This is a genomic window from Pseudomonas gregormendelii, from assembly GCF_017114825.1.
In the GTDB taxonomy this organism is placed as follows: domain Bacteria; phylum Pseudomonadota; class Gammaproteobacteria; order Pseudomonadales; family Pseudomonadaceae; genus Aquipseudomonas; species Aquipseudomonas gregormendelii.
Map to the genome: position 1 here is coordinate 22,999 of NZ_JADEVO010000013.1, position 13,606 is coordinate 36,604.

Below are 13,606 nucleotides of genomic sequence, written 5' to 3' on the forward strand. Positions count from 1 at the left end.
ACGGTCAATTGGACGGCTAACGCTGTCAGTTGCGTGAAAACTCGACGAATGCCGCGATCACCTGTTCGATCCCGGCGCGGTCGACGTCCATGTGCGTGACCATTCTAAGCCGCCCGGCAGCGCTGAGGCGGATACCGCGCTCAGCGGCAAAGGCCTTGAAGGCCTCGGCACGGTCGCCCATCTGCACATACACCATGTTGGTCTGTACGGGCTCGACGGCATAACCCGCCTTGACCAGCCCGTCGGCCAGCCACTGTGCGTTGGCATGGTCGTCGGCCAGGCGCTGAACGTTGTTGTCCAGAGCATACAGCCCCGCCGCCGCCAGCAGCCCGGCCTGGCGCATGCCACCGCCGACCATCTTGCGCAGTCGCCGCGCCTTGCCGATCAGCTCGACCGAGCCACACAGCACCGAACCGACCGGCGCGCCCAGGCCTTTGGACAGGCATACCGAAACCGAATCAAAATGCCGGGTGATCTCCTGGGCGTCCACCCCCAGCTTGACCGCAGCGTTGTACAGCCGCGCGCCATCCAGGTGCAGGGCAAGGCCGTGTTCACGGGTAAAAGCCCGGGCCCGCGCCAGGTATTCCAGGGGCAGGACTTTGCCCTGCATGGTGTTTTCCAGGGCCAGCAAGCGGGTGCGGGCGAAATGGAAGTCGTCCGGTTTGATCGCTGCGGCGACATCGGCCAGGTCCAGCGAGCCATCGGCTTGGACTTCCAGCGGTTGTGGCTGGATCGATCCCAGCACGGCCGCCCCGCCCCCTTCGTATTTGTAGGTGTGGGCCTGCTGGCCAACGATGTATTCGTCGCCGCGCTCACAATGCGCCAACAGCCCCAGCAGATTGCTCATGGTGCCGGTGGGGACGAACAGCGCGGCGGCAAAACCCAGACGCCTGGCCAGCTCGGCTTCCAGTTGATTGACCGTCGGATCTTCGCCGTACACGTCGTCACCCGTCGCGGCGCGTGTCATCGCCTCGAGCATGGCGGCGGTCGGTTGGGTGACGGTGTCGCTGCGAAGATCGATAACGCTCATGAATCCGGCCTCGGTAAGCAGGGAAAATCCCTTTCAGACAGGGATTACTGCGGTCATGTGGACGAATAATCAACCCCAGTGTGGGAAAAAACACGAACCCTGTGGGAGCGGGCTTGCCCGCGATAGCCGACTGTCAGTCGATAGGGTCGAAGGCTGACACACCGCTATCGCGGGCAAGCCCGCTCCCACAGGGTTACGCGTCGACTTTGGCTATGCGCCACGCAAAAAATTGTGTTAAAAACGCTGCGCCGCCAACTTTTATGGCGGCAAACGTTCTCAGGGCGGGGTGCAACTCCCCACCGGCGGTAATTGCGCGCAACGCGCATAGCCCGCGAGCGCTTGGTGGCAGTCCCGGCTTCGGCGGTACTGGCGGCAAGGTCAGCAGACCCGGTGTGATCCCGGGGCCGACGGTCATAGTCCGGATGAAGAGAGAACGGGATTGGCGCCAAAGGGCCGTCCGCGGGCATTCGTGCGAGCGTGCGCACCCTTAAATCCCATTCGATTCATATGCCCTGTTTTTCACACAAACAGGAGTCAGAACATGCAACCCACCGCAATCGACAGCAAAAGCAAAAACCATCAGGGCGAGCGCGTCGCGTTCATCCAGGCCTGCTGGCACAAAGATATCGTCGACCAGAGCCGTAAAGGTTTCCTGGCCGAAATGATTGCCCAGGGTTACCAGGAATCAGACATCGACTTTTTCGAAGTGGGCGGCGCGTTTGAAATGCCCCTGCACGCCAAGTTGCTGGCCAAGACCGGCCGTTATGCCGGCATCGTCGCCGCAGCCCTGGTGGTGGACGGCGGTATCTACCGTCACGAGTTCGTCGCCCAATCGGTGGTCAGTGGCCTGATGCAGGTTCAACTGGAAACCGAAGTACCCGTGTTCTCGGTGTCGCTGACCCCGCACCACTTCCACGCGGGCGAGGAGCACCACAAGTTTTTCTTTGAGCACTTTGTGCACAAGGGCCAGGAAGCGGCGAAGACGTGTGCCGACACACTGCACAAGATCCGCGCGCTGCGTCGCGCTGAGCCGCGGGCATTGGCCGTCTAAACACCGAACCCCGTAGGAGCTGACGAGTGCAACGAGGCTGCGATCTTTTGATCTGAAAAGAGCAAGATCAAAAGATCGCAGCCTTCGGCAGCTCCTACAAGGACCGTGTCAGGCCAGGTTTTCGTCGGTCGTCGGCACGATCAGGATACCGGCGCGCAGGCCGTTCTTGACCTTGGGGTTGGGGAAGATGATCCGGGCACCCTCCTCCTCGATGATCCAGCGGGTCTGGGCGATGTCTTCGGCCAGCAAGTAACCCACTTCCAATTCCGAGAAATTCTCGACGTCCGCGGGCAGGTTCAAGCGGAAGCTGTCGCTGTGCTTGATGATTTCCCGTGCCACGCTGAACAGCTGCAGGCCGTCCAAAGAGTCATCGGCCAGCTCGGGCTCCTTGCCTTCGATAATTTGCTTGAGACGTGTCTCCAGGCGATCGACATTGACCCCGTCGTTGTGCCCGAACGGTCGCGCCTTGCCCAACTCCAGGGTGAAAGACTCGGCGCCCAGCTTGTCGTAGGTGAACGAGCTGAACACGATCGACGGCTTGTTCTGCAGCAACACCGCCTCCATTCCCGCCGCGCGCAAACGCGCCAGCTCTTTGCGCGAATGCTGGCGACCTTCCTTCCAGGGGTACAGGGCGAACTGTTCGATCTTCGAGCCGCGAATGGCGGTGTGCAGGTCGTAGTGCAGGCGCTCGCGGTCGGGCAGGCTGAAAAAGCTCGCGGCCAAACGCTCCAGCTCACAGGCGCGCAGGGCTTCGCAACCGCTGCTTTGTTCGTGACGGCCGTTGAACAGCCGATTGACGTCCTGCTCGATAAAGCGCTCGCCCTTGCGAATCGCTTCCGGGTTGCCGAACAGGAAAAGAATACGGGCGCGCGGCTTCAAGTCGCCGCGGGCGATGTCATGCAACAGGCGATCGAGCAGCTCGATCGGCGCTGTTTCGTTGCCATGGATACCGGCTGACAGCAGCAGGTCCAGGCCGTTGTCGCGAGCTTCGGGGGGCCGGACTTCCAGCGCCCCCTCGCTCAACCAGCGCATCCGCACGCCTTCGACAGTCAGTTGAGTCTTCTCCGCCGGTTCGCGGCCGGCGAGGGTCAGTTCAAGCAGTTTGCCGAGGGCGAGCATAGAGCGACTTCCTTAATGGTCGTGATTGCAATCCGGGCCGTGCACGTGTTCCTCGTCGTCGCCGAGGTCAGCCGGTTCCATTTCCAGTTGCAGACTTACCAGATTAGTCGCCAATGGGCGCAGCAGCAGGTTGGCGTATTCGGCGTCACCTTCTTCGACGTCCACACCGATCAGCAACTGGCCACGACCATCCTGCTGGATCCACAGCTCTTTGCCTTGCCACATGACCGCGACGCGGGTGCAGGACGTTTCCAGTTGCGTGCCGTCGGTGTCTTCAAGGATCAGCTGCAGGGTATCGCTCATGTTTTTTTACGCTCTCTAAAGGAGATGAAGCGGCGCATGCAGCGCCGACTTTCAATTGATCTGGAATGGATAAACCGCGCCCAGTTTAAGGATTTGCGTCAGTTCATCCAGTGCCGTCCGGCATTCAAGCAGCAATTGCGGGTCCGCAAGATCGCTCTCGGCCATGCGGTCGCGGTAGTGCTTGTCGACCCATTCGGTCAGCGAGCCGTACAACGGTGCCGTCATGATAACGCCTGGATTGACCGCCGCCAGTTCCGTTTCATTCAGCGCGACGCGCAACCTCAGGCAAGCAGGGCCACCGCCGTTTTGCATGCTTTGTTTCAAATCGAAGACTTTGACTTCACGGATCAGCCCGCCCGAACTGGTCAGGCCCTGCAGGTATTGCCATACCCGCTCATTGCCACGGCATTCTTCCGGCACGATCAACAACATCGAGCCGTCGGGACGGGTCAGCAACTGGCTGTTGAACAGGTAGGACCGAACGGCGTCTTCCACGGTGACCGCAGAACGCGGTACACAGATCGCCTGAAAATTCCCGCCTGCCTTGGCGAGCTTTCCGTGCAGCTCGGCGAGCATCTGTTCGGTGTCGAGGAACGCGTCCTCGTGATAGAACAGCACCTCGCCGTTACCGACCGCGATCACGTCGTTATGGAACACGCCCTGATCGATCACCGAAGGGTTCTGCTGACCGTAGACCACCGCGTCGTCACTCAGACCGTGCAAGCGGGCGACCGCCTGGGAAGCCTCGAGGGTCTGGCGTGCCGGGTACTTCTGCGGAGCCGGGTAACGGGTGTCGAAGGCACTGCGGCCGAACACGAAAAACTCGACGCCGGCTTCGCCGTATTCACGGCAGAAACGCGTGTGGTTGGCCGCACCTTCATCGCCGAACTGCGCCACGGCCGGCAATGCGGCGTGGTGAGCGAAGTGCTGCTGATCAGCGAACATCGCCCCCAGTAAGCGACTGGTGGTCGGGTGTTCGATGCTGCGGTGATATTTGCAGTTGAGGTTGGCGGCGGTGAAGTGCACTCGACCGTCGGCGGTGTCGGCGCTCGGGCTGACGGTGGCGGCGTTGGCCACCCACATGCTCGAGGCCGAGCAACTGGCGACCAGCAAGGGCATCGCGTCCTTGGCGGCGCGCTCAATCACTTGCGCATCGGTGCCGCAGAAGCCCAGGCGCCGCAGGGCTGCTACGTCTGGCCGTTCCTGAGGGGCGAGGACACCTTGCTGAAAGCCCATTTCCATCAGCGCTTTCATTTTCGCCAGGCCTTGCAGCGCAGCTTCCTTCGGGTTCGAACACTGCTGGCTGTTGCTCTGGGACGCGACGTTGCCGTAGGACAGGCCGCCGTAGTTATGGGTCGGCCCCACTAGACCGTCAAAATTGACTTCATAGGATTTCATCAGCGAGGCTCCACGAGAATTCTGTTGTTAGGCTTCAGTAACCGGATTTGAGACCGAGGCGTGGCCATCGCCAGCAGGCTGGCTCCCACAGGGATTACGTCGTACACACAGTGTGTAAACACCACCGAACCTGTGGGAGCCAGCCTGCTGGCGATTGGCATCACGCCATTTTCACGCCAGGCGTGAGGGCGGCAGGCAAGGTCAGGCTCGGCGTTTCCAGCGATGCCACCGGGTACGCGCAGTAATCCGCCGCGTAATAGGCGCTGGCACGATGGTTACCCGAGGCACCCACCCCGCCGAACGGCGCACTGCTGGCCGCACCGGTCAGCTGCTTGTTCCAGTTGACGATACCGGCCCGGCTTTCCAGCCAGAACTGCTGGTAACGCGCTTCGGAGTCCGAGAGCAAGCCGGCGGCAAGGCCGTATTCGGTGTCGTTGGCCTCGGCGATCGCCGCTTCGAAATCAGCGTAGCGAATCACTTGCAGCAACGGGCCGAACAGTTCTTCGTCAGGACGCTCGGCCACGGCCGTTACATCCAAAATGCCTGGGGTCAGCAAGGCAGCCTGAGCCTGCGGCTGGGTCATTTCCAACAGCGCCATGGCGCCATTCGCCAGCAGATGCGCCTGGGCATCCATCAGGGACTTGGCCGCAGCCAGGGAAATCACCGAGCCCATGAACGGCGCCGGTTGCTGATCAAAAGCGCCCACTTCGATGGTCGAAGTCACCGCCACCAAGCGTGCCAGCAACGAGTCGCCCCAGGCGCCCTGGGGCACCAGCAGTCGGCGCGCGCAGGTGCAACGCTGACCGGCAGAAATGAATGCCGACTGGATGATGGTGTAGACCGCCGCATCCAGGTCAGCCACCTGGTCAACCACCAGTGGATTGTTACCGCCCATCTCCAGCGCCAGGATCTTGTCAGGCCGACCGGCAAATTGCTGATGCAGGTGATTACCGGTGCGGCTCGAACCGGTGAAGAACAGGCCGTCGATGCCAGGGTTCGCCGCCAGGGCAATCCCGGTTTCGCGAGCACCCTGCAGCAGGTTCAACACGCCAGCCGGCAGGCCGGCTTCGATCCAGCATTTGACCGTCAGTTCGGCGACTTTCGGCGTCAGCTCGCTCGGCTTGAACAGCACGCTGTTACCCGCGAGCAAGGCTGGGACGATGTGGCCGTTGGGCAGGTGACCGGGGAAGTTGTAAGGCCCGAACACCGCGACCACGCCGTGTGGCTTGTGGCGCAGCACGGCAGTTGCGTCGCCCAGAGGGCTGCTCTTCTCACCGGTACGCTCACGATAGCTCTGAATCGAGATGGCAATCTTGTTGACCATGCTGGTCACTTCGGTCGCCGATTCCCAAAGCGGTTTGCCGGTTTCTTCGCCGATGGTCCGTGCCAGCTCGTCAGCGTGATTTTTCAACGCGGCGGCGAAGGCCTCCAGCACACTGATGCGCTCGTCCAGGGTGCGCCGAGCCCAGCCCGGAAACGCCTGGCGCGCGGCTTGGACGGCGGACTCCACTTGGGCAGCGCTGGCGCCTTCACCGGACCAAAGCACTTGCTGGGTCACCGGGTTCAGCGACTGGAACGCTTCGCCCTGGCCAGACAGCCACTCACCTGCAATGTATAGCGAATTCATTATTTCGACTCCCGGGCAGCGGACAACGGAACGGCGCGCACCTGGTCGCCGGCGTTGAGTTGAAGGCGTTTGGCGGTCAGCGGGTCGACCACCAGGGTGCCGGCGGCGAAGCGTGCGGGAGCGGCAGTGATCCGGCAGTCTTCGCGCTTGCGGTTGTGAATCAGGAAAGGCGTGGCGTCGTCACCCGGGGTGCCGATGGCCAGCACCAGCGGCTGGCTGTCGCGCACCGCGCGGATCTTCGTGGTTTCGCACTCCACTGCCGGGCCTGCGTCGAAGATGTCGACGTAGCCCTGGTAGCTGAAACCTTCGCTCTTGAGCATGGCCAGTGCCGGCTCGGTGTCCGGATGAACCTGGCCGATGATGTTGCGCGCGTCCGGCGACAGGAAGCAGGTGTACAACGGAAATTTGGGCATCAGTTCGGCGATAAAGGCCTTGTTGCCAACGCCGGTCAGGTAGTCCGCCTGGCTGAATTCCATCTTGAAGAAATGCCGCCCCAGGCTTTCCCAGAAAGGCGAGCGCCCGGCTTCGTCGGACATGCCGCGCATCTCGGCAATGATCTTGTTGCCAAACAGCTGCGGGAATTCGGCGATGAACAGCATCCGCGCCTTGGCCAGCATGCGTCCGTTGAGGCCGTTGCGGTAATCGGCATGCAGGAACAGCGAGCACAGCTCGGAGTTGCCGGTCAGGTCGTTGGCCAGGAACAGCGTCGGAATCTCGCGATAGATGTTCAGCTCTTGCGAAGCGCTGACCGTCAGGCCAACCCGGAAGTTGTACCAGGGCTCACGCAGGCCGACCGCGCCGGCGATGGCGGAAATGCCCACCACGCGACCGCTGTCATCTTCGAGCACGAACAGGTAGTCCGCATCGCCCCGCCCGGCTTCTCCGCGAAAGGTCTTCTCGGCCCAGCCGACCCGGTGGGCCAGCCGCTCTTCGTTGGCCGGCAAGGTGGTCAGGCCGGTGCCAGTGCTGCGGGCCAGCTCGATCAGAGCGGGTAAATCGCTGCTGCGTACGGGACGAACGATCATGCTATCTCCTCAGTCGGGCCGCTTGCGCCACCCGCGAAACTTCGCTGCTATCTAGGCAATTCTTTCCAGGCGCGGCAGCGGGGTTAAACCGCTACCAGGCGCACGCTGGCACCTTCACCGACACCCAGGGCCTCGGCTGTTTCCAGGTCCAGGGTCACGGGTTTGCCCGGCGCATAATCGAGCTCAAGCAATACGGCGCGGTAATCCTGCAACTGGGCATTGGCCACCAGGTACTGGCGCCCGACACCTTTGGCCGGCTCGCCGATTTTCACCGGTACCACACGGCTCTGGGCGATGGAGCGGATCCCCGAGACGCGCGCATGCAGGGTTGGGCCGCCGTCGAAAATATCGATGTAATGATCGGTCTCGAAGCCTTCGCGCATCAGGATGTCGAACGTGATCTGCGCCCGCGGGTGCACCTGGCCCATCGCCTCCTGGGCGGTGTCCGGCAGCAACGGCACGTAGATCGGGTAATGCGGCATCAGTTCAGCGAGGAAGGTGCGGCTTTTCAGCCCGCACAGGCGCTCGGCTTCGGCATAGTTGAGGTCGAAGAAGTTACGCCCGATGGCATCCCAGAATGGCGAGTCGCCGTTCTCGTCGCTATAGCCGACGATCTCGGTTACCACGGAATCGGCAAAACGCTCCGGATGGCTGGCCACGAACAACAGGCGACCACGGGAGTTAAGCTCGGCCCAGGGCGAACCCACCAACTCACGCTGCACGTAGAAGCTGGTGAGCAAGCTGTTGCCGGTCAGGTCGTGGCACTGGGACAACACGTGAATCTTGTTATGAATCTTCAGCTCGCGGGAAGCGTGCACGAAGGTTTCATTGCGAAAGCTGTAGAAGGGTTCCGAATAACCGGCCGAGGCCACGATGGCCGAACAGCCGACCAGCTTGCCGGTGGCGGTGTCTTCGAGGACGAAGAAATAGGTTTCCTCGCCGTTGAAGCTCACTTCGGCGGCAAACGACGCTTCGCTCGCAGCAATCTTGTCGCTCAGGCGTTCAACGTCATCCGGCAAGGAAGTGACACCAATCGGGCTGTCCGCAGCCAGACGCTGTACCTCGCCCAGATCAGCCATTTGCGCGGGGCGCATCACCAGCATGGTGTCACTCCTTAATCTCAGAACTTACAAAAGAAAAAATCCCGGGCCATCCCTGAAACAACTCAGAGTCAACTGTGGGAGCCAGCCTGCTGGCGATAGCGTCCTGTCAGGCAACAATGATGTTGGCTGTCAGGCCCTCATCGCCAGCAGGCTGGCTCCCACAGTTTGATTCGGTCCGGCATAAAAATTGGGATCGACGCCTGAACGCTCAGGCGCCGAAGGTCTATCAGGCTTGCGTCAACTTCGCCGCAGCGCGTTCGAAACGATCCAGGCCGGCATCGATATCGGCATCTTCAACCACCAGGCTCGGGGCGAAACGAATCACGTCCGGGCCCGCCTGCAGAATCATCAGGCCTTCTTTCTCGGCAGCGTTGAAGATGTCCTTGGCCTTGCCTTTCCAGGCGTCATTCAGCACGCAGCCAATCAGCAGCCCCAAGCCACGCACCTGGGTGAACAGGCCGTACTTCTCGCCGATCTGCTCAAGGCGCGCCTTGAACTTGTCGTGCTTGGCATTCACGCCAGCCAGCACTTCAGGGGTGTTGATCACGTCGATCACCGCTTCGGCGACCGCACAGGCCAGCGGGTTGCCGCCGTAGGTGGTGCCGTGGGTGCCGACCACCAGGTGCTTGGCCAGCGCTTCGGTCGTCAGCATCGCCGCGATCGGGAAACCGCCGCCCAGGCTCTTGGCGCTGGTCAGGATGTCCGGCGTCACGCCGTAATGCTGGTAGGCGAACAGCTTGCCGCTGCGGCCCATGCCGGTTTGCACTTCGTCGAACACCAGCAGCGCGTCGTGCTCGTTGCACAGCTCGCGGGCGCCTTGCAGGTAAGCCAGTTCGGCCGGCAGCACGCCGCCCTCGCCCTGGATCGGCTCCAGCACCACTGCACAAGTCTTGTCAGACACCGCCGATTTCAAAGCGGCCAGGTCGTTGTAAGGCACGTGGGTGATACCAGTGATCTTCGGACCAAAGCCATCGGAATACTTGGACTGGCCACCGACGTTGACAGTGAACAGGGTGCGGCCGTGGAAGCTGTTCAGCGCCGCGATAATTTCGTACTTCTCGCTACCAAAACGATCAAACGCGACGCGACGCGCCAGCTTGAACGCGGCCTCGTTGGCCTCGGCACCGGAGTTGCAGAAGAACACGCGCTCGGCAAAGGTGGCGTCGATCAGTTTATGCGCCAGGCGCAGGGCCGGCTCGTTGGTGAACACGTTGGACACGTGCCATAGCTTGTTCGCCTGCTCTGTCAGGGCACCGACCAGCGCTGGATGAGCGTGGCCCAATACGTTAACGGCAATCCCGCCAGCAAAGTCGATCAACTCGCGGCCGGACTGGTCCCACACGCGGGAACCGGCGCCACGCACCGGAATGAATGCGGCAGGCGCATAGTTGGGAACCATTACCTGGTCAAAATCGGCGCGTTCTACCGCAGCGTGCTCAACGGACATCGGAGTCTCCTGAAGAGGAACACCCGCCTGGAACTGGCGAGCGATGGGGGGATTGTAGGGAGAGTTTTCGCCCTGGCCTTGCCGCCAAGCGACAACTTCTTATAGCGCAAACCCCGGTTTCAACCGGGTTTACGGCAATGCGACATATAGCTTCGCAAAGGCGCAGTTTAAACTGTCGAGCGTGCTTATAGGCAGTACTGCGCAAACCGATGCTCTGTAGGAGCTGCCGCAGGCTGCGATCTTTTGATTGTGATTTTTCAAGATCAAAAGATCGCAGCCTGCGGCAGCTCCTACAGGGGATAGTGACCGATCAACGGGCGCTGGAGCTAGCCGCGCTCGGAAGGCACCGACGACAATTCGAACGGGCTGCTGCTGCGCCGCTGGTTGCGATCTTCCCGTGGCGTGGCACCGAAGAAGTTGCGGTAGGCGCTGGAGAAATGCGGCCCCGAGGAGAAACCGCAGGACAGGCCGATCTGGATGATCGACTTGCTGGTCTGCATCAGCATCTGCCGGGCCTTGTTAAGCCGCAGTTCCAGGTAGTACTGGCTGGGCACGCGATTGAGGTATTGCTTGAAGATGCGCTCCAGCTGCCGACGGGACACGCACACATGCTGGGCGATTTCGTCGGTGGTTAGCGGCTCTTCGATGTTGGCCTCCATCAGCAACACGGCCTGGGTCAGCTTCGGATGGCTGGAGCCCAGGCGGTTCTGCAGCGGAATGCGCTGGCGCTCACCGCCTTCGCGAATACGCTCGACCACCAGTTCCTCGGAAACCGCACCGGCCAGTTCCGCACCGTGATCACGGGCCAATACCGCCAGCAGCAGGTCGAGTACCGAGAGGCCGCCGCACGCGGTGAGGCGATCGCGATCCCAGTCGAACAGATGACTGGTGGCGATGACTTTCGGGAAGCGCTCGGCGAAATCGTCCTGCCAGCGCCAGTGCACGGCGGCCCGATAACCGTCGAGCAAACCCAACTGCGCCAACGGGTACACACCGGCAGACAGGCCACCAATGACACAACCGGCGCGCACCAATTGTTTCAACGAACTGCTGAGGGCCGGCGCGAGGGTGGTCGGCGGCTCGTCAGCGAGCAGAAACAGTTTCTGGAAGTTTTCCAGCTTGCCGGCCCAAGGCTCGCCCGGCAATTGCCAGGCGCCTTCTGTCGGCGGTTCGGCCTGCAGGAACGACAGCTCGTAGACAACGTCCGGATGCACACGCTGGGCAACACGCAAGGCCTCCTCAGCCAGCGCAAGCGTCAGTGCTTTAGTGCTGGGCCAAATCAGGAAACCAATTCGATGGGCAGTCATGGAGGGCAGTCCGAAACGAAAACAGTGATGAAGGCATGGGCCAATGCTAGCCCGAAAATGAACGCAAATCTTGAAACCGACACCGATCAACTATGGGGGGCCGGCCGGCCGGCTCGCGCCCGCCCCTACACCGATGATCTGTAGGAGCTGTCGAGTGAAACGAGGCGGCGATCTTTTGATTTGAACAATCAAGATCAAAAGATCGCAGCCTTCGGCAGCTCCTACAGGGGGATCGCGGCCAGCTTCAGGCTGCGAAGCATGCACCATCCAGGTGCACAACGGCAGTCCTGATTACTTCAGGCTACCCGAGAGGAATTGTTGCAGGCGCTCGGACTGTGGGTTGACCAGTACTTCGCGCGGATTGCCGCTTTCTTCAACGATGCCCTTGTGCAGGAACACCAACTGGTTCGACACCTCGCGGGCGAAGCCCATTTCGTGGGTCACCACCACCATGGTCCGGCCTTCCAGCGCCAGGGCCTGCATGACTTTGAGCACGTCGCCCACCAGTTCCGGGTCGAGGGCCGAAGTCGGTTCGTCGAACAGCATCACTTCCGGCTCCATCGCCAGCGCACGGGCAATCGCCACGCGCTGTTGTTCGCCGCCGGACATGTGGCCCGGGTAGGCGTCCTTGCGATGGGCCACGCCCACCTTGTTCAGGTAGTGCTCGGCCTTCTCGCGGGCTTCAGCCTTGGACATGCCCAGCACGTGCACGGGCGCTTCCATGATGTTTTCCAGCGCAGTCATGTGCGACCACAGGTTGAAATGCTGGAACACCATCGACAGGCGCGAACGCATGCGCTGCAGCTGCTTCGGATCGGCGGCTTTCATGGCGCCGTCCTTGTTCGCCACCAACTTGAGCTCTTCGTTGTTGAGCAGGATACGGCCCGCGTGCGGCTGCTCGAGCAGGTTGATGCAACGCAGGAAAGTACTTTTGCCGGAGCCACTGGAGCCGATGATGCTGATCACATCGCCAGCCGCCGCTTTCAGGGACACACCCTTGAGCACTTCGTGACTGCCATAGCGTTTATGCAGGTCTTGGACTTCAAGTTTGTACATGCGGTCGGTTCTCACAAAAACAGTCAGTCAGTCGTTGAGCAAGCGCCCGTGACGCAGCGCTTCGCGCCCCGCCACCTTGGCCAGCCAGAAACCGGGTTGGGCATAACGCAGCCGTTCAATGGCAAACAGCACCCCGGACGTACCAGCACACACCGTGCTGACCCGATCCGCCAGCGGATCGATCACTTCGAAAATCTCGTCACCGGCCTCGACCCACTCGCCGGGCTTGCGCAAAAAGCTGATCACCCCCGGGTGCGGCGCGAACAGCAATTCAGTGCCTTCGAACGGCATGCCTTCGCAGGCATCCCGGCCAGCCTTGGGCCACTCACCGCTGATCAGGCCCTGCTCGGCCAGGAACGCGAGGGTGCCTTCGGCATACGCTTGCGCTTCCCCGCGACCGGTATCAGCCTGACCACCAAGCTCGATGGTCGTCGCCAGGCACGCCAATGGAATCGGCGCCTCGGGAAACAGCCGCGACAGGCGCAACCACGGGAGCGAGCAGGCCTCGTCGAAGGAACTGCCGCCGGAATCTTCCGCCAGCAAACCCACCTTCACATCCAGGTGCGCCGCGAGCGAACGCCACTGCGGCCAGTGTTGCGGCAGCGCGTACATGTGCAACGCCGCTTCGGCATCGCAATGCAGGTCCAGCACCACATCGGCGGTGCAGGCATGGCTGAGCAGCACGCGCTGCATGCCTTGCAACTGGCTCGAAGCCGGCGGCAATGCGTCGAGCGCATCGCTCATGGCCTGGCGAATCAGCTGAATGTTGGCGTGGGCATCATCGCCCAGGCGGCCTTGCACAGCAGCGGCCACCGGCGCACTCAACTCGACGAAATCGCGGTTGAAATTCTTGCCGCTGCCGGCTTCAAAGCGCCCTTGATGACTGCCCTGAAGCAACTGCCCAAGCCCCAGTGGGTTAGCCACCGGCACCAGTTCAATCACGCCGTTGAGCAAGCCTTGGGCTTCGAGTTCAGTCAGACGCTTTTTCAGTTCCCAAGCCGTGCGCATACCCGGCAGTTCGTCGGCGTGCAGGCTGGCCTGGATGTAGGCCTTGCGCTCACCTCTACCGAAGCGGAACACCGAAATCTGGCGTTCGCAGCCCAGGTGACTCCACGGCAATGGGTGGTCGATGCGTTCCAT

12 protein-coding genes and 1 riboswitch are annotated in these 13,606 nt (G+C 61.7%); of the genes, 1 reads left to right on the plus strand and 11 read right to left on the minus strand.

Annotated elements, in window-relative coordinates; genetic code table 11:
* Positions 1 to 25: 25 nt before the first annotated feature.
* On the minus strand, positions 26 to 1,030 hold the full coding sequence (gene ltaE, locus IMW75_RS11220) for a low-specificity L-threonine aldolase (RefSeq protein ID WP_205892646.1): 1,005 nt from the start codon (positions 1,028 to 1,030) through the stop codon (positions 26 to 28).
* 268 nt (positions 1,031 to 1,298) lie between these two features.
* Positions 1,299 to 1,469, plus strand: a riboswitch (FMN riboswitch).
* Positions 1,470 to 1,571: 102 nt separating this feature from the next.
* On the opposite strand from ltaE, the gene IMW75_RS11225 reads away from it, so the two are divergent.
* Entirely contained in the window at positions 1,572 to 2,081 is a 510-nt protein-coding gene (locus IMW75_RS11225) for a 6,7-dimethyl-8-ribityllumazine synthase (RefSeq protein ID WP_045057445.1), read from the plus strand.
* Between the two features lie 108 nt (positions 2,082 to 2,189).
* Here IMW75_RS11225 and astE read toward each other — a convergent pair whose 3' ends face one another.
* The 10 genes from astE to IMW75_RS11275 form a co-directional block, all read right to left on the minus strand.
* The gene (gene astE / locus IMW75_RS11230) at positions 2,190 to 3,200 is read right to left on the minus strand and encodes a succinylglutamate desuccinylase (protein WP_045057446.1); all 1,011 of its coding nucleotides are present in this window, start codon (positions 3,198 to 3,200) and stop codon (positions 2,190 to 2,192) included.
* Between the two features lie 12 nt (positions 3,201 to 3,212).
* Positions 3,213 to 3,503, minus strand: a complete 291-nt coding sequence (locus IMW75_RS11235; RefSeq protein ID WP_045057447.1) for a hypothetical protein — start codon at positions 3,501 to 3,503, stop codon at positions 3,213 to 3,215.
* Positions 3,504 to 3,554: 51 nt separating this feature from the next.
* Complete coding sequence (astB, locus tag IMW75_RS11240) at positions 3,555 to 4,901, minus strand: N-succinylarginine dihydrolase (RefSeq protein ID WP_205892647.1); 1,347 nt, start codon at positions 4,899 to 4,901, stop codon at positions 3,555 to 3,557.
* A gap of 160 nt (positions 4,902 to 5,061) precedes the next feature.
* Positions 5,062 to 6,531 (minus strand): succinylglutamate-semialdehyde dehydrogenase, encoded by a 1,470-nt coding sequence (gene astD, locus IMW75_RS11245; protein ID WP_177328519.1) that lies wholly within the window; start codon positions 6,529 to 6,531, stop codon positions 5,062 to 5,064.
* Positions 6,528 to 7,553 carry an arginine N-succinyltransferase gene (astA, locus tag IMW75_RS11250; protein WP_045057450.1) on the minus strand — a complete coding sequence of 342 codons (1,026 nt, stop codon included), beginning with the start codon at positions 7,551 to 7,553 and terminating at the stop codon, positions 6,528 to 6,530. The genes astD and astA overlap by 4 nt, the downstream gene beginning before the upstream one ends.
* Positions 7,554 to 7,636: 83 nt before the next feature.
* Positions 7,637 to 8,656: an arginine/ornithine succinyltransferase subunit alpha gene (aruF, locus tag IMW75_RS11255; protein ID WP_045057451.1), complete on the minus strand. Its 1,020-nt coding sequence runs from the start codon at positions 8,654 to 8,656 to the stop codon at positions 7,637 to 7,639.
* 226 nt (positions 8,657 to 8,882) lie between these two features.
* Positions 8,883 to 10,103: an aspartate aminotransferase family protein gene (locus tag IMW75_RS11260; RefSeq protein WP_205892648.1), complete on the minus strand. Its 1,221-nt coding sequence runs from the start codon at positions 10,101 to 10,103 to the stop codon at positions 8,883 to 8,885.
* A 326-nt stretch (positions 10,104 to 10,429) separates the two neighbouring features.
* Complete coding sequence (locus IMW75_RS11265) at positions 10,430 to 11,410, minus strand: GlxA family transcriptional regulator (protein WP_010457247.1); 981 nt, start codon at positions 11,408 to 11,410, stop codon at positions 10,430 to 10,432.
* Positions 11,411 to 11,701: 291 nt separating this feature from the next.
* Positions 11,702 to 12,466 carry an ABC transporter ATP-binding protein gene (locus tag IMW75_RS11270; RefSeq protein ID WP_045057453.1) on the minus strand — a complete coding sequence of 255 codons (765 nt, stop codon included), beginning with the start codon at positions 12,464 to 12,466 and terminating at the stop codon, positions 11,702 to 11,704.
* A gap of 27 nt (positions 12,467 to 12,493) precedes the next feature.
* Positions 12,494 to 13,606, minus strand: a complete 1,113-nt coding sequence (locus tag IMW75_RS11275; RefSeq protein ID WP_205892649.1) for a M14 family metallopeptidase — start codon at positions 13,604 to 13,606, stop codon at positions 12,494 to 12,496.

Excerpts from the sequence above, each read along its gene's own strand:
- ltaE (WP_205892646.1), bottom strand. The coding sequence starts at position 1,030 with ATGAGCGTTATCGATCTTCGCAGCGACACCGTCACCCAACCGACCGCC.
- IMW75_RS11225 (WP_045057445.1), top strand. The coding sequence starts at position 1,572 with ATGCAACCCACCGCAATCGACAGCAAAAGCAAAAACCATCAGGGCGAG.
- astE (WP_045057446.1), bottom strand. The coding sequence starts at position 3,200 with ATGCTCGCCCTCGGCAAACTGCTTGAACTGACCCTCGCCGGCCGCGAA.
- IMW75_RS11235 (WP_045057447.1), bottom strand. The coding sequence starts at position 3,503 with ATGAGCGATACCCTGCAGCTGATCCTTGAAGACACCGACGGCACGCAA.
- astB (WP_205892647.1), bottom strand. The coding sequence starts at position 4,901 with ATGAAATCCTATGAAGTCAATTTTGACGGTCTAGTGGGGCCGACCCAT.
- astA (WP_045057450.1), bottom strand. The coding sequence starts at position 7,553 with ATGATCGTTCGTCCCGTACGCAGCAGCGATTTACCCGCTCTGATCGAG.
- aruF (WP_045057451.1), bottom strand. The coding sequence starts at position 8,656 with ATGCTGGTGATGCGCCCCGCGCAAATGGCTGATCTGGGCGAGGTACAG.
- IMW75_RS11260 (WP_205892648.1), bottom strand. The coding sequence starts at position 10,103 with ATGTCCGTTGAGCACGCTGCGGTAGAACGCGCCGATTTTGACCAGGTA.
- IMW75_RS11265 (WP_010457247.1), bottom strand. The coding sequence starts at position 11,410 with ATGACTGCCCATCGAATTGGTTTCCTGATTTGGCCCAGCACTAAAGCA.
- IMW75_RS11270 (WP_045057453.1), bottom strand. The coding sequence starts at position 12,466 with ATGTACAAACTTGAAGTCCAAGACCTGCATAAACGCTATGGCAGTCAC.
- IMW75_RS11275 (WP_205892649.1), bottom strand. The coding sequence starts at position 13,606 with ATGGAACGCATCGACCACCCATTGCCGTGGAGTCACCTGGGCTGCGAA.